General features: G+C 44.9%; 15 protein-coding genes and 2 pseudogenes. 9 read left to right on the top strand and 8 right to left on the bottom strand.

All coding sequences use genetic code 11. The features are described 5' to 3' along the window. Window positions 1-135 precede the first annotated feature (135 nt). Window positions 136-426: pseudogene (locus IM500_RS23920) on the top strand (ISAzo13-like element transposase-related protein); the annotation flags it as partial. Between the two features lie 309 nt (window positions 427-735). Then, window positions 736-2232, top strand: a pseudogene (locus tag IM500_RS23915) (IS5 family transposase). A 219-nt stretch (window positions 2233-2451) separates the two neighbouring features. On the opposite strand, the gene IM500_RS23910 reads toward IM500_RS23915, so the two are convergent. Then, on the bottom strand, window positions 2452-2733 hold the full coding sequence (locus IM500_RS23910) for a hypothetical protein (RefSeq protein ID WP_190720141.1): 282 nt from the start codon (window positions 2731-2733) through the stop codon (window positions 2452-2454). Between the two features lie 523 nt (window positions 2734-3256). Here IM500_RS23910 and cysK point away from each other — a divergent pair. The 4 genes from cysK (at window position 3257) to IM500_RS23890 (ending at window position 7874) form a co-directional block, all read left to right on the top strand. Further along, window positions 3257-4237, top strand: coding sequence for a cysteine synthase A (cysK, locus tag IM500_RS23905; protein ID WP_190720144.1), 981 nt, complete (start codon window positions 3257-3259; stop codon window positions 4235-4237). Next, the gene (gene epsC / locus IM500_RS23900; protein WP_287739654.1) at window positions 4234-5193 is read left to right on the top strand and encodes a serine O-acetyltransferase EpsC; all 960 of its coding nucleotides are present in this window, start codon (window positions 4234-4236) and stop codon (window positions 5191-5193) included. The genes cysK and epsC overlap by 4 nt, the downstream gene beginning before the upstream one ends. 76 nt (window positions 5194-5269) lie before the next feature. Beyond that, window positions 5270-6202, top strand: a complete 933-nt coding sequence (locus IM500_RS23895; protein WP_002750434.1) for a family 2A encapsulin nanocompartment shell protein — start codon at window positions 5270-5272, stop codon at window positions 6200-6202. Then, window positions 6195-7874, top strand: a complete 1680-nt coding sequence (locus IM500_RS23890; protein WP_287739653.1) for a family 2A encapsulin nanocompartment cargo protein cysteine desulfurase — start codon at window positions 6195-6197, stop codon at window positions 7872-7874. Before IM500_RS23895 ends, IM500_RS23890 begins: the two co-directional genes overlap by 8 nt. Before the next feature lie 237 nt (window positions 7875-8111). Here the strand turns inward: IM500_RS23890 and IM500_RS23885 are convergent, their stop codons facing one another. The 4 genes from IM500_RS23885 to IM500_RS23870 form a co-directional block, all read right to left on the bottom strand. Next, the gene (locus tag IM500_RS23885) at window positions 8112-8921 is read right to left on the bottom strand and encodes a DNA adenine methylase (RefSeq protein ID WP_287739652.1); all 810 of its coding nucleotides are present in this window, start codon (window positions 8919-8921) and stop codon (window positions 8112-8114) included. Continuing rightward, on the bottom strand, window positions 8908-9597 hold the full coding sequence (locus tag IM500_RS23880; RefSeq protein WP_190723239.1) for a peptidoglycan-binding domain-containing protein: 690 nt from the start codon (window positions 9595-9597) through the stop codon (window positions 8908-8910). The genes IM500_RS23885 and IM500_RS23880 overlap by 14 nt, the downstream gene beginning before the upstream one ends. 99 nt (window positions 9598-9696) lie before the next feature. Further along, the gene (locus IM500_RS23875) at window positions 9697-11628 is read right to left on the bottom strand and encodes a transglycosylase domain-containing protein (protein ID WP_287739651.1); all 1932 of its coding nucleotides are present in this window, start codon (window positions 11626-11628) and stop codon (window positions 9697-9699) included. A 148-nt stretch (window positions 11629-11776) separates the two neighbouring features. Further along, entirely contained in the window at window positions 11777-12262 is a 486-nt protein-coding gene (locus tag IM500_RS23870) for a pentapeptide repeat-containing protein (RefSeq protein ID WP_190723237.1), read from the bottom strand. A gap of 219 nt (window positions 12263-12481) precedes the next feature. Between IM500_RS23870 and IM500_RS23865 the strand changes: the two genes are divergently transcribed. Continuing rightward, a complete protein-coding gene (locus IM500_RS23865; RefSeq protein ID WP_190723411.1) occupies window positions 12482-13246 on the top strand; it encodes a YebC/PmpR family DNA-binding transcriptional regulator in 765 nt (254 codons plus the stop codon). Window positions 13247-13286: 40 nt separating this feature from the next. On the opposite strand, the gene IM500_RS23860 is transcribed toward IM500_RS23865, so the two are convergent. After that, window positions 13287-13898, bottom strand: a complete 612-nt coding sequence (locus tag IM500_RS23860) for a 4Fe-4S single cluster domain-containing protein (RefSeq protein WP_287739650.1) — start codon at window positions 13896-13898, stop codon at window positions 13287-13289. Window positions 13899-13979: 81 nt separating this feature from the next. Continuing rightward, on the bottom strand, window positions 13980-15161 hold the full coding sequence (locus IM500_RS23855) for an RtcB family protein (RefSeq protein WP_012264780.1): 1182 nt from the start codon (window positions 15159-15161) through the stop codon (window positions 13980-13982). A 367-nt stretch (window positions 15162-15528) separates the two neighbouring features. On the opposite strand from IM500_RS23855, the gene IM500_RS23850 reads away from it, so the two are divergent. Continuing rightward, window positions 15529-16503: a hypothetical protein gene (locus IM500_RS23850; protein WP_190723236.1), complete on the top strand. Its 975-nt coding sequence runs from the start codon at window positions 15529-15531 to the stop codon at window positions 16501-16503. A gap of 397 nt (window positions 16504-16900) precedes the next feature. Continuing rightward, window positions 16901-18805: a molecular chaperone DnaK gene (dnaK, locus tag IM500_RS23845; protein WP_287739649.1), complete on the top strand. Its 1905-nt coding sequence runs from the start codon at window positions 16901-16903 to the stop codon at window positions 18803-18805. Between the two features lie 296 nt (window positions 18806-19101). Here the strand turns inward: dnaK and IM500_RS23840 are convergent. Beyond that, on the bottom strand, window positions 19102-19210 hold a 109-nt coding region (locus tag IM500_RS23840), incomplete at its 5' end, for a transposase (RefSeq protein WP_271928149.1).

Raw genomic sequence — 19210 nt, 5'->3', positions numbered from 1 at the left:
CGGGACAAAGGGTTAACCTCGATTTATGATTTTCCTTGATCTATCTGGGTTTCAGCGATTTTGGGCTTCTCGAAGTAAATCCCAAGCGGGGATTGGAGTTGAGGCTTTTCTCGATTTGTTTTTTGTCTAAGTCCCAATAGTAAATATAATCCTATTGAACGAACCTGGGCTGTGTTAGAAAACCATTGGAATGGGAGTATTTTAGATGAAATCGAAACGGCTTTGAAATTCGCCCAAACTATGACGTGGAAAGGAAAACACCCGATTGTTAAGTTGATTACTGAAACTTATGAAAAAGGAGTAAAGCTTACTAAAAAAGCCCTGGAAAAAATCGAAGAAAAAATCGAACGTCTCACAGAATCAACGAATCAAGACTTTCCCGATTTGGGACAATGGTTTATTGATATCTATTATGATAAGACCTAGTTTGTAGTTAACTAAGATGGTTAGCTAAAAACTGTCTTTGATTCTTTAACTTGTCCTTGTTATACTCGAAAAAGCTCGGAAGTATAAGAGTTTGTGCTGCCTATTTTTTCGGAAAAATAGGTTGTAATGGGAGACTCTTTGTTTTCCTAGACAAAAATAATTAGGGTTTGCTGAATAAATCTAAAAACCTTACAGGAAAGGGCTTTTAGCTTGATTGAGAGCTTCCCAAATGCACTTAAATCTGCTAGAATCTCTTAAAACCCTTGCATCACCCTTGCATCACCCTTGCATCTTCTCTAATTAGTGCTAATGTACCGTAAAAGCGAGTTACCCTCAACCCCACCGGAAAACTTTGAGCTGCCCTTTGAGGGGAAATTATCCCAAGATAATCGTTGGGTAATTATGGCCAACCTCATTCCCTGGTCAGAATTTGAAGCGGAATACGCATCACTTTTTTCAGAAGAAATGGGCGCACCCGCCAAAACATTTAGGATAGCAATGTCCGCCTTAATTATTCAAGAAAAATTAGGAACAAGCGATAGAGAAACGGTAGAACAAATCAAAGAAAATCCTTATTTACAATACTTCTTGGGGTTTTCAGCCTACAGCAATGAACCCCAGTTTGAAGCGTCAATGTTGGTTCACTTTCGAGAAAGAATCACTCTGGAACTAATTAATAAAGTGAATCGCTTTATGGTCAAAAATTCGAGAGAAATCAAAGAAGAAGAAAACACCGAAAAAAAGTTAGAGAGCGAAACCCAAAGTCAACCCGAAAATCGAGGCAAATTAATTTTAGATGCCAGTTGTGCGCCCGCAGATATTAGTTATCCTACGGATTTAAACCTGTTAAATCAAGGAAGAAAACAAACCGAAAAAATTATTGATATTCTCTAGGAAACTTTAAAAGGAAAACTTGTTCAAAAACCGAGAACCTATCGTCTCCTAGCCAGAAAAAGTTATTTAGAAGTAGCAAAAAAAAGAAAACCTACCGTCAAACAAAGACGAAAAGCTCTGAAAAGACAACTGCAATATCTAAAAAGAAATCTCGACCATATTGAACAACTTTTAGCAGAAGGAGCCTCGCTACAAAGCTTGAAAAAAAGAGACTATAAACTGTTATTAGTAGTCACAGAAGTTTATCGCCAACAACTCTGGATGTACCAAAATAACAAACAGAGTATTGAAGACAGAATTGTCAGCTTAACTCAACCCCATATCCGTCCGATAGTCAGAGGAAAAGCTGGAAAACCAGGAGAATTTGGGGCCAAATTCTCAGCAAGCTGTATAGATGGTTACATATTTTTAGACCGGATTAGTTGGGATAACTTTAATGAATCGGGAGATTTAAAAGCACAAATAGAAGCTTATTATGACTATACAGGATACTATCCAGAATCAGTTCATGTGGACAAAATTTATCGAACCAGAGAAAACCGAGCTTGGTGTAAAGAAAGGGGAATCAGAATCAGTGGTCCCCCATTAGGAAGACCAGCCAAAAATGTTAGTAAAGAACAAAAGAAACAAGCTGCTGATGATGAGAGGATTCGGAATTGTATAGAGGGCAAATTTGGACAAGGGAAAAGAAGATTTAGCTTAGGTAAAGTGATGGCTAAACTTCCTCATACTTCCTTTTCAGCGATTGCTATTACTTTTTTAGTCATGAATCTTTCTAACCTGTTGAGGCAGGTTTTTTGGGCTTTTTTATGTCTGAAATGGAAAAACAGCACTTTTTCTCGGTTAATGATTAGTATAAGTTATAAATTAAAAATTAACCAACAACTAAAGCTTATGCTTGTAGCTAAGTGAAATCATTGATTAAGAGACCTGTACTTTTCAATGACTTTTTCAGCAAACCCTATTTAGACACTAGAGATGCTCAATAAACTCCTCAACTGTAACTTGGGATTGCTTAAGAATTCCATTTAATTCCACATTCATGACTCGTATCCTAATGTTAGCAAAACCACTTCTTCCAATTGGGCAATTATCTAGACACATCAATTTTCTGCTTTCAATTTCAGAACCTCATAATATTTTTTCAATATGTGTAGAATTCTCGCCCAGAATATAAATGACTAAAACTACAGTAATCAGAAAGGCAAAAAGTGCAAGACCAAAAAGGATTATCTGTAAAGGGATTGAAACTCCAACTGTTCTTAGCAAAGTAACCAACAATCCAATAGCTGTAACTGACAAACCTAATAACTGCTTATCACGTTCAAGCCTTGTAGTAAGCCATGCAGCTATCATTGCACTGTAAAAGGCTTTTTCTTTTGCTTCGTAGTCTTCCTTGTCTGAACTCTCCATATCTTTAGGATTCAGGTAGAGGCGATTGAATGATCAATGCCTCGATATTAGCACCCAGGCCTCTCCGGTATCAATAACGGTTTTGATGACTTCTCTTTGCCCGATTGAGTTAGCAACTACCAGAGGGAGTGTGGCTTCGCGCCGCCAATTTACGACTCCGTATATCATACTAAATCTGGTTATTAAAAACTGATTATTTATTCTCCCCTTTGCATGAGTGCCTCTTGCATGAGTGCCTCTCCTCATAACTAGCCTATGCTCAACGGATTTAGTCTCAAGTATAACTCCTAATCCAACTTGAAAAACCGCTCCCTTATCTCCACTTCCCGCCCTCCTATACCTTGATTCTTCAACCTCAGCGATCGCCCACCCCCCTTGATTATAAAGATTTGTTTAGCTTGACCAGAGGTTGATAGTGCATAGGCTAGAATGAATTTCAAATGGATTCAAAATGAATTTAAAATGAATTCAAGATGAGCCAATCTGGTGAACTGTCGTATTTTAATCATGGAGTTGCCATTTTGTGAGTAAGAAATGGTTCGCAGATAACAGTTTGTCGATCGGGCGGACTCCTCTAGTGCGCCTTAATCGAGTCGTTGGCAACAGTCACGCCACGGTTCTGGCCAAGATTGAAGGTCGCAATCCAGCCTATTCAGTCAAATGTCGTATTGGTGCGGCCATGATCTGGGATGCGGAACAACGGGGATTATTGGGGCCGGGCAAAGAACTGGTTGAACCCACCAGTGGCAATACAGGCATTGCCCTAGCCTTTGTAGCCGCCGCTAAGGGGATTCCCCTAACCCTGACCATGCCAGAAACCATGAGCCTGGAGCGGCGCAAACTGTTGCTCGCCTATGGAGCCAATCTGGTGTTAACAGAAGGGACTAAGGGCATGACCGGAGCAGTGGCAAAGGCAGAAGAAATTGCCGCGTCTAATCCCGATCGCTATGTGTTGTTGCAACAGTTCCGCAATGCTGCCAATCCCCGCATCCACGAGGAAACCACCGGCCCTGAAATTTGGCAGGACACAGACGGGGCGATCGATATTCTCGTGTCGGGTGTGGGAACGGGCGGAACCATTACGGGAGTTTCGCGCTATGTCAAAAAGACCCGGGGAAAACCGATTTTATCGGTAGCGGTGGAGCCAGAAGCCAGCCCCATACTATCCCAAGCCCGGGCAGGTCAGCCCTTAAAGTCTGGCCCTCACAAAATTCAGGGCATTGGGGCGGGGTTTGTTCCCGAAGTTCTGGATTTATCCCTCGTGGATGGGATTGAAACCGTTTCCAACGAAGAGGCCATTCTTTATGCCCAACGATTGGCCAAGGAAGAAGGGATTATCTCCGGCATTTCCTGCGGTGCCGCCGCCGCCGTCGCCGCTCGCTTGGCACAACAACCCGAACACCAAGGCAAAACCATTGTCGTGATTTTGCCAGATTCCGGAGAACGGTACTTGAGTTCCATCCTGTTCCAAGGGGTATTTAATGAGCAAGGGTTAGTGGCATGACGAGCGAGCATCCGAGCAGTTCTGGCGCTCTCTCCCAACCCACCTTGTCCTTGGATCTCGATGAAATTATCGCTCAATTGTCCAAACCTCGTGGCGAGTCGTTCCACAGTTGGTCTCAATCACGAAGCCATTTCCCCTTGCCCTCCCGTGAGGCCTTATTTCGGATTGTCGATCGACTGCGCGCCGTTCTTTTTCCCTATCACTTTGGCAATCCCGATTTAGGCGAAACATCCAGCCGCTATTTTATCGGTCATACCCTCAATGAAGTCTTGCAACTGCTGCATCACCAGGTTTGTCGTGAACAGTGGTTGCTGGGGTCGCAGTTGCACTGGTCGTCAGACCAGATTGAGACGCACGCCCAAGGGACGGTACAAGCCTTTGCCACTCAATTACCCCATCTGAAAGCTCTACTGGAAACGGATATCACGGCGGCCTATCGAGGTGATCCGGCGGCGAGAAATTTAGATGAAGTGTTGTTTTGTTACCCCGGGGTAACGGCAATCACTTATCACCGCATTGCCCATGCCCTGTATCGGTTGGACTCTCCCTTGTTGGCGCGGATTGTTAGTGAAATTGGCCATTCCTTAACGGGGATTGACATTCACCCCGGCGCGTCGATTGGCAATAGCTTCTTTATCGATCATGGGACGGGGGTTGTGATTGGGGCAACCACGGTGATTGGCGATCGCGTGCGTCTTTACCAAGCGGTCACGCTCGGGGCGAAAAGCTTTCCCCGGGACGAATCGGGCGGTTTGATCAAAGGTCAAGCCCGTCATCCGATTATTGAAGATGATGTGGTGATTTACTCAGGTGCAACGATTCTCGGTCGGGTAACTATCGGTCGGGGCGCCACCATCGGTGGAAATGTTTGGTTAACCCGCAGTGTGCCGCCGGGGGGTTTTGTCTCCCAGGCGCAACTACGACAGGAAATGTTTGATGACGGCTCTGGAATTTGAGGGGCTGTCCTGACTGTGAATGTTCGGCCATAACAGTCGCTTTGTTACTTTTTTTTGAATTGGAGGATTTAACTCAATGACCTATACCCAAGATCATGAATTGCAACTGGCTTTGGGAGATGCTGCCGCTCGGCAGTTAGCCAATGCCACGAAGACCGTTCCTCAGTTATTGACCATTTCACCCCGGTGGTTCGTTCGCCTCTTGCATTGGCTACCCGTTGAAGCGGGGATTTATCGTCTCAATAAAGTCAGGGATGCCTCCCGGGTTGAGGTGGCCTGCTCTGAACGAGACGAGCGGGAGCTGCCCGAAACCTTTGTGGATTACGAAGAGACCCCCCGGGAGTATTTCTTGAGTGCGGTGAATACGGTACTGGATGTTCACACTCGCGTGTCCGATCTCTACAGCAGTCCCCACGATCAGATCCATGAACAATTGCGCCTGACGATTGAAACCCTGAAGGAACGTCAAGAAAATGAGTTGATCAACAACCATGAGTACGGATTGCTGAACAATATTGTTGATTCCCAGAAAGTACAACCTCGCAATGGTGCGCCCACGCCGGACGATTTGGATGAGTTGCTGGTCAAGGTGTGGAAAGAACCGGCATTTTTCCTCGCCCATCCTAAAGCGATTGCCGCCTTTGGCCGAGAAGCAACCCGACGGGGTGTACCCCCCGCTACGGTGTCATTATTCGGGTCTCAGTTTATTACCTGGCGAGGCGTGCCTTTGATTCCTTCCGATAAGTTGGCCGTGAATGAGCAAGGCAAAACCAATATTTTGTTATTGCGGGTAGGAGAAAGCCGTCAAGGGGTGGTCGGTCTCTATCAGCCCAATTTACCCGGTCAACAGGGAGTTGGTTTGTCGGTGCGATTTATGGGGATTAGTCGCAAGGCGATCGCCTCTTACCTGGTCTCCCTCTACTGTTCGTTGGCAGTGTTGACCGACGATGCGGCGGCCGTACTGGAGAACGTTGATGTTAACCAATACCACATCTACGACTATGACTAACCCCGAACTGATCCCTGAAAAGGTGGGGGGGAATCTACCCTCTGTATCCCCGCCCACGACTGCCCCAACTGAGGTCGAGAATATTTCTCTTAACCCCTTATTTCAACCTGACCTTCTTGAGCATCTCGCCCAGACGATAATTCAAGAACTACAACGGCACGACCTTGGAGCGTCGCGGGCCAAGGGGTTGAGTACAGACCGGGATGATCTGGTGCCATCCACCCCCGCAACTTCCCCGGCTGCTGTGGGCGAACAGCCCACAGTTCCCTTGGCTGTACCCTTAGCAACCCCCTCTTTCTACTTCATTGAGGAGTTAGAAACAAAAATCCCCGACCTTCCGGCGGTAGTGGCCAAGCCTGAACAGCTTGTTCCGGTCGCGGCGTTCTCGCGTAGCGAGCGCTTTGCGATCGATCCCCTTTTTGTCCCCCATGCCAGCGGGCGAAGCGTTCAACGACCTAGCTTCTTTGATGTTCATACCGTTCGCCTGGATTTTCCCATCCTGCAAGAACGGGTGAATGGCAAACCACTGATCTGGTTCGACAATGCCGCAACAACTCAAAAGCCCCAAGCAGTCATCGATCGCCTCGTTCATTTCTACAGCCATGAAAATTCCAATGTGCATCGTGCCGCCCATGAATTAGCGGCTCGCTCCACAGATGCTTACGAAGCGGCCAGAGAAACGGTACGTCGTTTTCTCAATGCCTCATCTGCCAACGAAATCATTTTCGTGCGGGGGACAACGGAAGGCATTAATCTGGTGGCAAAAAGCTGGGGACAACAAACCCTGCAAGCGGGGGATGAGATTGTCCTCACCCATCTAGAACACCATGCCAATATTGTGCCTTGGCAGCAACTAGCCGCCCAAACGGGAGCAAAGTTGCGGGTTGTCCCCGTGGATGACCACGGGCAGATTTTACTGGCAGAGTACCAACAATTACTCAACTCCCGCACAAAACTGGTGGCTTTTTCCCATGTTTCCAATGCCTTGGGAACCATTACTCCCGCCAAACAAATCATTGATTTAGCCCATCGGGTCGGAGCTAAAGTCTTGTTAGATGGCGCTCAATCGGTTTCCCACATTCCGATCGATGTTCAACAATTAGGGTGTGATTGGTTCGTCTTTTCCGGGCATAAAGTCTTTGGTCCGACAGGGATCGGGGTACTTTATGGTCAAGAAGACCTGTTGAATGCCACGGTTCCCTGGCAAGGCGGCGGCAACATGATCGTGGATGTGACGTTTGAGCGCACCGTGTATCAGGCGGCTCCCACTCGCTTCGAGGCCGGAACGGGCAATATTGCCGATGCCGTTGGCTTAGGGACGGCCTTGGATTATGTTCAGCAGATTGGTTTGGCCACCATTGCCAATTACGAGCATGAACTTCTAGAGTACGCCACTGCGGGACTAGCAACCATTCCGGGGTTGCGTTTGATTGGGACGGCAGCCGATAAGGCCGGCGTGCTTTCCTTTGTGCTGGAGGGATTTGATGTGGAAGTCATCGGACAGGCCCTGAATCGGGAAGGGATTGCCGTGCGGGCAGGCCATCACTGCGCTCAACCCATTCTGCGACGCTTTGGTCTAGAGGCAACGGTGCGCCCTTCCTTGGCTTTCTACAATACTAAAGCCGAGGTGGATGCGCTGGTGGCTGCGTTGGAACGTTTGCAACACGAATAAACTGACTGGAATAGGTGCGGCAGCTTCTACACCTATTCCAGTTCCCCCTGAACTGCCACCTATTTAAAAAGTATAGGAGGGTGGGGAGCGGGTTTTTCAAGTTGGATTGGGAGTTAATCATCCTATTAAAAACGGATTTGTCTGACTTTACTAGGAAGGCTGCTGAGGATTTTTCCAAATCTTCATCAATAATGCCGGCTAAATTGTGGTAGATAAATACTCCACTACAATCTGGCACTAATAATTTTTGATCATTAATTCTCTACCAGATGCCGCCGCTCCTTGTTTATAATTATTCATGCCATACTGAAGATTCCACTCGATAATATGGGCAAAATCAAAGAGTTTTCTGATCTCTGGACAATCATCGTAGGTAATTAACCATTTAGCCTGACATTGACGCATATTATCGGCAAAACGTTGATGATCGAAGCTGGTATGTAAATTCCCTCTTACGCCGTACAAACGAGATTTTGTGGCACTATAGTAGGGGGGATCGAGGAAGATAAAAACTTCTTTTCCCTCAGCAAATAATAATTCTTCGTAGTCTTGGTTAGTAATTTTTACCGATGCTAATAAGGGGGCAATTTGAGTTAATCTGGCCATTGATGAATCAGTAAATCTACTGTTAAAAGCTGCTTGAGAATACCCCCCCGAATCCACTGTTCCCGAAAAAGTAATCCGATTTAAGATAAAAAAACGCACTGCTTTCTCAAAGTCGGTTAACTTTAAATCTTCCCTTGTCAAATCTTGAAATAATTCTCGTCCAGTATCATATTTCTGTTTAATTTCTGTTATTTTTGCTACCAATAACTCAATATTTTCTTGAGCGCATTGCCAGAAACAATATAAATCATAATTTAAGTCATTAATCCAATAGGTTTTTATTTGTTGTCCAAAGAGTTGCTTAACAGCAAAAAACACAGAACCACCACCAAAAAAAGGTTCTCTATATTCCCTAATATTGACAGAAATTTGCGGCAGAATTTGCTTAATTGCCCGGGATTTCCCCCCGGGATAACGCAAGGGACTTTTAATTTTTGACATTAGATTTACTAATTGAGGCTGCGCCGATTTGACGAGGCAAAAGTTCTGCAATTTTAGAGAGCGTTATTGAACCAGCTATACCGTCAGGTATTCCCAATCGATTTTCAAATTGAAATTTCTCAACCGCTTGGGCTAACTCGGGAGTAAAAACTTGATCTATGTTCCCGTGATAGTAGCCAAGTTGGCCTAACATATCTTTAAGTTCCTTGATTCCAACACCTTCGCTCTTGAGATGATTGTAAGTCAGAGATTCCTGTGTTGCTAATTTTGCTTGAGGATTCATCTTCGCAAGTACGTTGACAGTCCAAGAATCATAATTTTGTTGCCGGATTTCGCGAGCTTGCTGTGAAAGTGATGACTCATTTTGTTGAATCCTATCCAGTGTCTGCAATAATTTATTGTCCAGTTTTTCTACTTTTTCATCAATTTTTTGTATTTCTTTTTTGACCTCATTCATAGCAATTTCGATACCACTACTGCCAACCTTGATAGTCTTTATATAAACTACCACTTCTTCAAGATATGGAATTATTGCTGATACAAGTGCAGCATAGAACCAGTATATAGCTTGAGTTTTAATAGCAGTCTCAGGTATGACAAACAAGCTATGGTAACAAACTATTAGAGCAAAGACAGAAAAAGCAATACTAACAATAGAAATACTTACGCGGCGCATGGTTGATTTTTTCAGAATGTAGAATTATTTACATTGTATGACTACTGGTATTTTTAAATCAATGAAGCTAAAACACCCATGATCGATTATATTAACTATCTACTTAACTGTTGGTTTGCGGAATTTGGAGGGAGAAGGAAAATATTCTACTCGTTCATTTTTCAGAGCTTGTGCCATAAAATCGCGCCAAATGGGAGCGGCAAAACCACCGCCGGTGATACCTTTACCTAAAGTGCGGTTTCGGTCATCTCCAATCCAAACTGCGGTGGCTAATTGGGGAACATAACCAACAAACCAGACATTTTTCTCGTTATCGGTAGTACCGGTTTTTCCCGCTGCTGGACGACCGATTTGGGCCGAAGTGGCTGTTCCCCCTTGAATAACTCCCTGTAGGACAGAATTGAGAGAAGCGGTGGCCCAGGGGTCTAAAACTAGCTTCGGTTTGGGTGTATTATCGAGCATGACGTTACCACGGCTATCAGTAACACGCATGATAAAGGTAGGCTTAGAATGCCAGCCATTACTGGCAAAAGTAGCGTAGGCCCCCGCCATTTCCAGAGGAGTCACATCCACGGATCCCAAAGGTAAAGAGGTGACGGCAATTAAAGGACTCTCGAAACCCAGCAGACGACAGACTTCAATGACTTTATTTATCCCGACGCGACGACCGAGAATAACTGCGGGAATATTCAGAGACTGCATCAGAGCGCTACGCAGGGAAACTTGACCAGAATAGCCGCCACCGTAGTTTTTTGGGCTATAGAAGCCGCCAGCCTCGCGAAAACGAATGGGAGCATCATTAACTACCGTTTCGGGGGTAAAACGACCACTAGCGAAGGCAGTATAATAGACGAAAGGTTTAAAAGCTGACCCCGGTTGACGACGGGATTGGATGGCGCGGTTTAATTGACTTTTATTGTAATCAACGCCACCGACGAGCGCCTTGACGAAATGGGTGCGGGGATCCACTGCGACTAGGGAAATTTGTAGGTCTTTGGTACGAATACCGCGACCACGCAAGCTATTATAGGCCCGTTGGATGGTAGACTCGGCCATGTTTTGGAAGTCGAGATCGATCGTGGTTTGAATCCGCATTCCCCCTTTAATTAGGGTTTCCTTGCCAAATTTTTGCCGCAATTCTGCCACCACTGCATCGGTAACGTAGGGTAATTTACTTTCTTGCCAAGCGGTGGGTTTACCCAGTTTCAGAGGTTCCTTTAAAGCGGCCTCTTCCTGTGCTGGGGTAATCCAACCTAAAGTACGCATCCGACTGAGAACCAGTGCCTGTCTTTCCTTGGCGGTTTTATAATTATTAAAAGGACTATAAACTTCCGGCGCTTGGATTAATCCAGCCATCATCGCCGATTCTGCTAAATTTAACTCGGAGGCGGGTTTATTAAAATAACTTTTAGCGGCGGTTTGCACTCCGTAATTATTATGACCCCAATAGATATTATTGAGGTACATTTCCAGAATGTCATTTTTGCTAAAAACCTGTTCCACTCGTACTGCCAGGACCGCCTCGGCTAATTTACGGCTAACGGTGCGCTGATGGGAGAGAAAAATATTTTTGACTAACTGCATGGTGATAGTAGATGCACCTTCCACCACACCGCCACTTTTCCAGTTAGCCACTACTGCCCGGCCGATACTATTAGGATTAATACCACGATGATGATAAAAATGGCTATCTTCGATCGCCATCACGGCGCGTTTCAGATTGGGAGATATCTGATCGAGTTCCACCACTTCCCGATTCGCTTCTCCGTGTAAGCTGGTCAGGGGTCTGCCTTTAACATCGTAGATATAACTGGTTTCCGTGGGGACGTAACCCCGTAAAATCCTCACATCGGGTAGATTGCGGTAACTAATCGCCAATCCTACCACAGCCCCAGTCACCACGGCCGTGGATACCATCAACAGGCCGAGAGCGGTTCCCCCTGCGACTCTAGAGACTCCTTGGAAAAAGCTATCCGAGTCACTACTAGGTTTCTGCTCTTTATCTTGATTGCCGAGGGTACTGGTGGACACGATGGTTACAATTTCCTTTTTCCAAGAGGGGACTGATCGATCGAACTGACTTGAAAGTCTATTCTAAAGGTTGTGTTAAAAAATCGAATACTAGCTTACAGCAATTATGGCCGATCTGGCTCTAGTTCGATCGGTCATGACAGCGCGATTAGGGACAAAATAGGGTATCGCGGGTATTTCTGCCAGTTACTGGGTTAGTTCCCGTCGCTCTCTCACAAAGATATTTTTCCACATCGGAGCGAATAATTGCATCGGTAAAATCGGCTCCGTCGATAATTGCACCTTTGATTAAAATGTTAGTGGCAAAAGCTCCTTCGAGAACGGCATTGGTAAAGTTGGCTCTGGTTAAACGGGCCGATTCTAAATCCACATTTCTCATATTGGCATCGCTAAAGTCGGCCCCCTCCAAGTTGGCAGAAAAAAAGCGTACTCCTTCCAGATTGGCATGACTGAAGTTACTACCGCGCAGATTAGAGTGATCGAAGGTGGAATCGCGCAAATCCTGCCCCGCAAAGTCGTTATCGGTCAAATTGCGGTTATTATAACTTAGCGCTTGGGCCGGAGCCCAGGAGAATAATAATACTAATATACTAGCAAACAAGGTTAGTAGAGTTTTGCGAGAAAATTGCGCCATATTGCCCCCTGATTGATCAACCTTTTCTATAATAAGCTGTACTGCATTTAAACCGCCTATCGGTAATTTTAGTACAAATGCTCGAACTAGCCGCTTCCCTATACCTTTGAAACAGGATTTATGATCATTACCCTGCACTCGTTGAGTTGACAATTATCCCCGGATTTACCAAGAGCGATCGATCTGCTAGATTTTTGATGTTGGATATCTTAGATGGATATGGCTGGTCATAGTAAATGGGCAAATATTAAACGACAAAAAGCCCGGGTTGACGCCAAAAAAGGGCAAACTTTCACCCAGTTATCCCGGGCCATTATCGTGGCTACCCGTAACGGTGTTCCCGATCCGGCGGGCAATTTTCAGCTACGCACGGTGATCGAAAAAGCCAAGGCGGCCGGTATTCCTAATGACAATATCGAAAGAGCGATCGCTAAAGGGGCGGGAACTTGGGAAAATGACTCAGCTTTTGAGGAAATTCGCTACGAGGGTTATGGTCCCGGGGGTGTGGCGATCCTGATCGAAGCACTGACCGATAATCGCAATCGCACGGCGGCGGCTCTGCGGGCGGCTTTTAGCAAAAATGGCGGTAATTTAGGCGAAACAGGCTGTGTGGGCTGGATGTTTGACCATAAGGGCGTAATTCGCCTTGAGGGAACTATTGATGAGGATAAGCTTTTAGAAGCTTCCTTAGAGGGCCAGGCCCAATCCTACGAGTTTTTTAACAGTGAGGAGGAAGGTCAAGGAGCAGAAGTTTTTACTGAGGTGTCTAACCTGGAGAGATTGAATAAGGTTCTGCAAGAAGCGGGATTTAAGGTCAAAGAAGCAGAATTACGCTGGATTCCCACTAATACCCTAGAAGTGAGCGATCGAGAACAGGCCCGTTTTTTATTCAAGTTAATCGACACCCTAGAATCCCTCGATGATGTGCAATCGGTGACGGCTAATTTTGATTTAGTCGAGGAATTGATGTTACTGGATCTGTGATCCTAAATTCCTAGGCAGTGATCACTGATTCTGGGCCCGATCAAGAAATAATCTGTCCCCAAAATCCCGTAAAAATTCGGGTTCCGTCTTTGAGAATATGAATTTCCACTTGATCCGATGCCCAATTAATCTGATCTTCCAGAGCGGGATTGAGGACGTGAATCCGTTGATTGCTAGAAGAAACGGGAGAATCGGGGGAATGAATAGCCAGGGATTCCACATAGGCCCCATCCACCAAAATATCTAACTGGGCCAATAATTCTTGAGAGTGGGGCGGTGCTTCGGTTGAGCGCAATTGTTCGATCGTAAATCCCGTGAAGGACATCACATTTAAGCCTTTTTCCTTAACATATTTAGCCAATTCTGTCAAGGCTTTTGCTTGCCAAAAAGGTTCACCTCCGGAGAAAGTTAGGCCACTATTGCGGGGATTAGCCAAAATTTTGGCAGCTAGAGACTCAACAGTAATTAATTGATTGATCTTAAAGGGCCAGGAAGCTGGATTAAAACAACCCCGACACTCGCGAGAACAACCCTGTACCCAGACCACCGCCCGACAACCGGGGCCGTTAACGGCGGATTCATCCACATAGCCCATGATATTGAGATGATGGGCGGGAATTTGCGCTAATTCGGCAGCAATAGTCAGACTCATCGCTTATAATCCTCGATCGATTCCTATCTTTTTCATGCTAGGGAAAAAACGACAAAAATCGATCGCTCTGGCCATGATTTGTTAACCTTTGACACACAGCACCTGCTTGAGAGTGGCGACAATTTCCACTAGATCCGCCTGTTGATTCATCACCTGTTGGATCGGTTTATAAGCTCCCGGAATCTCATCAATAACGCCCTCATCTTTGCGGCATTCAACCCCTTGGGTTTGGGCAATTAAATCATCAAGAGTAAAGGTTTTTTTAGCCAGATTTCTCGACATCAAGCGCCCGGCCCCGTGGGAACAGGAACAGAAGCTATTATGTTCTCCTTTGCCTTTGACAATATAAGATTGCGCTCCCATGGAACCGGGGATAATACCATAATCGGTTTCTCTGGCGCGGACGGCTCCTTTGCGGGTGACATAAACTTCCTCACCAAAATGAATTTCTTTTTCGGCATAATTGTGATGACAATTAACTACTAAGAGGGGTTTAGTTGGTTTGCCTCCCGCTAGATGTTTTTCAACAATGCGTTTAAATCTAGCCATCATAATTTCCCGATTATAACGGGCATATTCCTGGGCCCATTGTAGGTCATGCCAGTAGGCGGTAAATTCTTCTGTACCGGCGACAAAGTAGGCCAGATCGAGGTCGGGTAATTTACCTTCTGCTAGTTTTGCTAACTCTTTGGCCGTATCAATATGACATTGGGCCAGTTGATTACCAATACCTCTAGAACCGGAATGGAGCATTAACCAAACTTGATTGTCTGTATCTAAACAAATTTCGATAAAGTGATTACCACCCCCCAGAGAACCCATTTGTTTAAGGGCTTTTTTCTCTAGGTTCTGCACGCCTCGATGAATCTGTTTAAATTCCGCCCATTTTGGCCATTTAGTTACTTCCCGATCCACTTCTTTATTTTCAGCAAAACCGACGGGAATATTCGCCTCCACATCGAGGCGAATTTTTTTAAGTTTTCCCTGCAATTGTTCACCGGTGAAAGGCATTTTTAGGGCAGCCATGCCGCAACCGATATCGACTCCGACGGCGGCAGGAATTACGGCATCTTTGGTGGCAATCACCGAACCGACTAAAGCGCCTTTACCCAAGTGAACATCGGGCATTAAAGAAATGTGTTTATAAACAAAAGGTAGGGAAGCGACATTTTTGGCCATTTGGGTTTCTTGGGGTCCTAATTCATGCCCCGCCCAAGATAAAATCGGTGTCGGTGTGGAAATATCCAGAGTTTCGTAAGCCATAGTTTTTATGAAATAATCAGGTCAAAAGCCGATGTAACCAAGACAATAAGGCAATTTAGATTCTGCGATGAATTGAAGAAATTATTATCGGCGATTGTGTTTTAACACAGAGGATAAGCTGTTGACTGTCTAAATTACTCGTTCAGACTGCACCAGAGTTCTGAGCATTTGTACTAAAATTGTCAAGACGCAGTTTAAATGCAGTACAGCTTATTACCTATATTACATTATATACTACATTCGTGTTATCAACAAGTTCCCAGAAAGAGCAGGCATTGGGGAGCTTTTTTGCTGTGATCGGTAAACAGTAAGCTGTTCAGCATCTAAATAGCGTATAACAGAAACAGTAACTTAGTCAAAAAATTCAATGATGAGCAATCTTACTGATTTACTCGCACTTCCATTTGGCAAACCTTTAGCTGAGATCGATGCCACAATCCTTGAGAGTTTTGGGGATAATTGTTACAAAATAAATGATCAGATTTATTTATTAACAATGAGTATTGACAATATTCCTGTATATAGAGGTCTTGCTTGGGTAGTTTCTGAGCGGGCAGCCGCCTGGATTTTTACAGGTCGTTGGTCTGATGATGAAATCAAACTGCCGCCACCAGATATTCTTTTACCAATGTTTACTATAAAAGATTATCAAAGTGTTTGTGAATTTGGCCAGCAAGTAGATCCGAAAAACTTTGTTAATGATCTTCCAGGGCCGCGAAGAGTAAAATTTAGCGACTACACTTACTATTATCGCATGGTAGAACCCCGTCAATCGGATGATCCCATTGGTATCGAGATTGATCGCCGACCAGAACAGTATAGGCATTGGGTAAATTCTCTAGTCATTATTAATAGTTGGCAAAGAACGATAACTAAAACCTTTCTTGACTTTCAACAATGTTCTCTTAATAATTTAAGAGGAGGGGGAGTCAATACTGGTAGTCATCTTATTCAGTTGAGAAGTTTTGGCAAGCCTGATAATTATCGGGAATCTATTTTATCTGTTTTTAATCCACCTACTCTATGCTATTTTGATTTAGGTTTAGAATTTGTGCCTTCTGCAGATATGCGCTTGGCCTACATCTACATCTATTTACAACCTAACTGTAGCAGTTTATTTTCCGAGGAAACCCGTTCTTCTACCTTTAGGGTTTTTTCTGGTGATCTTCTTTACGGAAATAGATTAATTAGTACCTCTGAATTAGAGGATTTTCCTGAGTTAATTAACAGTTTTCAAGATAGTAGATTTAAACGATATGACACCGATACTTATATTCAAGAAATAAATGGAATACGCACAGGAACAATTGTTTTTACTCATGATTACATAATCTTGTATTAATAGCATGACCTTTCGGTTATTAATTAAAGTCAAGTGCGGTCAATTTCTGAACTATGGAATGATATTGATATTTGAGATTCATGTTTTCTACTTAAAAGAGAGGAAGTGAGGGATTGCCAACACCAATCCAGGGAAACCAAGGGGAGCGAGCATGGAGTGGTAAGAACTAAGAGTTTGTCTCACTTCTGACTCCTTTCCTTCACCCCTAACTCTTTGATCCCGAACTGACATTAGCAATACTACCAAAAAGGTTCGGATACCTACACTATCGAGAAAGCGGGGTTATTTTGCACTATAGAGATAACGAAGGAACTGATAGGGGTGGGTATCGCCTAAAAACCGAGTACAGTTCCGATTCTAGAAGTCACTATAGTTGTATCGGAGCAGCACAAAGATTATGGGAAAAGTAGTTGGAATTGACTTAGGGACGACTAACTCCTGCGTCGCGGTTATGGAAGGGGGTAAACCCACTGTTATCGCCAACGCCGAAGGGTTTAGAACCACGCCCTCAGTCGTCGCCTACGCCAAAAATGGCGAGCGCCTAGTAGGACAAATCGCCAAACGTCAAGCGGTAATGAACCCGCAAAATACCTTTTATTCCGTCAAACGCTTCATCGGCCGGAAATTCAACGAAGTTACCAACGAAGCCACAGAAGTATCCTACAAAACTCTCCAGGACGGCAACGGCAACGTTAAATTAGACTGTCCCGCCCAGGGCAAACAATTCGCCCCCGAAGAAATTTCCGCCCAGGTACTGCGGAAACTGGTGGAAGATGCCAGTAAATACCTCGGCGAAACCGTTACCCAAGCAGTCATCACCGTACCCGCTTATTTTAATGACTCCCAACGTCAGGCCACCAAAGATGCAGGGAGAATTGCCGGGATTGAAGTTCTCCGCATTATCAACGAACCCACTGCCGCCTCTCTTGCCTACGGATTAGACAAAAAAGCTAACGAAACCATTCTCGTTTTTGACTTGGGTGGGGGAACCTTTGACGTATCGGTTCTAGAAGTGGGTGATGGTGTCTTTGAAGTTCTCGCTACCTCTGGAGATACTCATCTCGGTGGTGATGACTTCGATAAAAAAATCGTTGATTATCTAGCCGGAGAATTCAAAAAAGTTGAAGGAATAGATCTCCGTCAAGATAAACAAGCCCTGCAACGTCTCACGGAAGCGGCAGAAAAAGCCAAAATTGAACTTTCTAGCGTTACCCAAGCGGAAATTAACCTGCCCTTCATCACCGCTACCGCCGAAGGACCAAAACACCTAGATACCACTTTAACCAGAGCTAAATTTGAGGAAATTTGCGCCGATTTAATCGATCGCTGTCGGATTCCCGTCGAAAATGCCATCCGTGATGCCAAAATCGATAAATCTGCCCTCGATGAAGTGGTTCTCGTCGGTGGTTCAACCCGGATTCCCGCCGTTCAAGAATTAGTTAAAAAAGTTCTGGGCAAAGATCCTAACCAAAGCGTTAACCCCGATGAAGTGGTAGCCGTAGGTGCCGCTATTCAAGGTGGTGTCCTCGCTGGTGAAGTCAAAGATATTCTTCTGCTTGATGTTTCGCCCCTGTCTTTGGGTGTGGAAACCCTCGGCGGTGTGATGACGCGGATTATTACCCGCAACACCACTATCCCCACCAAAAAATCGGAAGTTTTCTCCACGGCAGTAGATGGACAAACTAACGTGGAAATCCACGTCCTGCAAGGGGAACGGGAAATGGCCAAAGATAACAAGAGTTTGGGAACTTTCCGACTCGATGGTATCCCTCCCGCTCCCCGTGGTGTGCCTCAAATCGAAGTGGTCTTCGACATCGATGCTAACGGTATTTTAAATGTCACCGCTAAGGATAAAGGTACAGGAAAAGAACAATCGATCAGCATCACCGGCGCTTCTACCTTGCCCCAAAATGAAGTGGAACGCATGGTTAATGAGGCAGAATCGAACGCCGCGGTCGATAAGGAACGTCGTGAACACATTGAACGCAAAAATCAAGCTGATTCGCTGGTTTATCAAGCTGAGAAGCAGTTAGCCGAGTTGGGCGATAAGGTTCCCCCATCCGAGAAAAATAAAGCCCAGGCATTGATTAAAGATCTGAAAGAAGCGATCGCTCAAGACGATGATGGTAAGATCAAAACCATCCTACCGGAATTACAACAAGCCCTCTACGCGATCGGTAGCAGTATGTATCAGCAAGGGGCCCCTAGTAATCCCACCGGTGGCAATGATGACAATGGCCCCTCTGGTGGTGCTGGTGGTGGCGATGATGTCATCGATGCGGAATTCTCCGACGCTAAATAAAAATTAAGTTCATAGCTTCGGCAAGGACACAATTTACTTTGTGTCCTTTTTTCATTGCGGCTTTCTTAAAGATAAACCACATCAGGGTTTCCCTACGTCAACCCATCGCTACCAAGATAACTAAACAAAGTTAAAGTAATAACTGGTTAACTGAATACTGGTGTTATCTTGAACTACTCCAATTAAGTCACTTCCTTGATAGATGGCTGTATCTAAAGCAGAACTACCTGCCCAATCTTCTCTTCTGAGACTGAGAGAACCACCCGGCTCTTCTGGTTTTCGTGTGTTAATTTTTGTTATGAATTAAAGCAAGCAAACAGCTTAAGTCGAAGATGTTGAAAATTGGTAAATCCATAACTCATTCTTTTAATAAGCTTTATTTTGGTATTCATTCCCTCAATTAAT

It is taken from the genome of Microcystis sp. M179S2 (assembly GCF_020245805.1).
GTDB lineage: Bacteria > Cyanobacteriota > Cyanobacteriia > Cyanobacteriales > Microcystaceae > Microcystis > Microcystis aeruginosa.
Note: the sequence above shows the minus strand (reverse complement) of the source record. Positions and strands in the feature narration are given on the sequence as shown.

Coding starts and splice junctions, on each gene's coding strand:
- IM500_RS23870 (WP_190723237.1), bottom strand. CDS start 12,262: ATGGCGCAATTTTCTCGCAAAACTCTACTAACCTTGTTTGCTAGTATA.
- IM500_RS23895 (WP_002750434.1), top strand. CDS start 5,270: ATGACCTATACCCAAGATCATGAATTGCAACTGGCTTTGGGAGATGCT.
- dnaK (WP_287739649.1), top strand. CDS start 16,901: ATGGGAAAAGTAGTTGGAATTGACTTAGGGACGACTAACTCCTGCGTC.
- epsC (WP_287739654.1), top strand. CDS start 4,234: ATGACGAGCGAGCATCCGAGCAGTTCTGGCGCTCTCTCCCAACCCACC.
- IM500_RS23855 (WP_012264780.1), bottom strand. CDS start 15,161: ATGGCTTACGAAACTCTGGATATTTCCACACCGACACCGATTTTATCT.
- IM500_RS23850 (WP_190723236.1), top strand. CDS start 15,529: ATGATGAGCAATCTTACTGATTTACTCGCACTTCCATTTGGCAAACCT.
- IM500_RS23860 (WP_287739650.1), bottom strand. CDS start 13,898: ATGAGTCTGACTATTGCTGCCGAATTAGCGCAAATTCCCGCCCATCAT.
- IM500_RS23890 (WP_287739653.1), top strand. CDS start 6,195: ATGACTAACCCCGAACTGATCCCTGAAAAGGTGGGGGGGAATCTACCC.
- IM500_RS23880 (WP_190723239.1), bottom strand. CDS start 9,597: ATGCGCCGCGTAAGTATTTCTATTGTTAGTATTGCTTTTTCTGTCTTT.
- IM500_RS23885 (WP_287739652.1), bottom strand. CDS start 8,921: ATGTCAAAAATTAAAAGTCCCTTGCGTTATCCCGGGGGGAAATCCCGG.
- IM500_RS23865 (WP_190723411.1), top strand. CDS start 12,482: ATGGCTGGTCATAGTAAATGGGCAAATATTAAACGACAAAAAGCCCGG.
- IM500_RS23910 (WP_190720141.1), bottom strand. CDS start 2,733: ATGGAGAGTTCAGACAAGGAAGACTACGAAGCAAAAGAAAAAGCCTTT.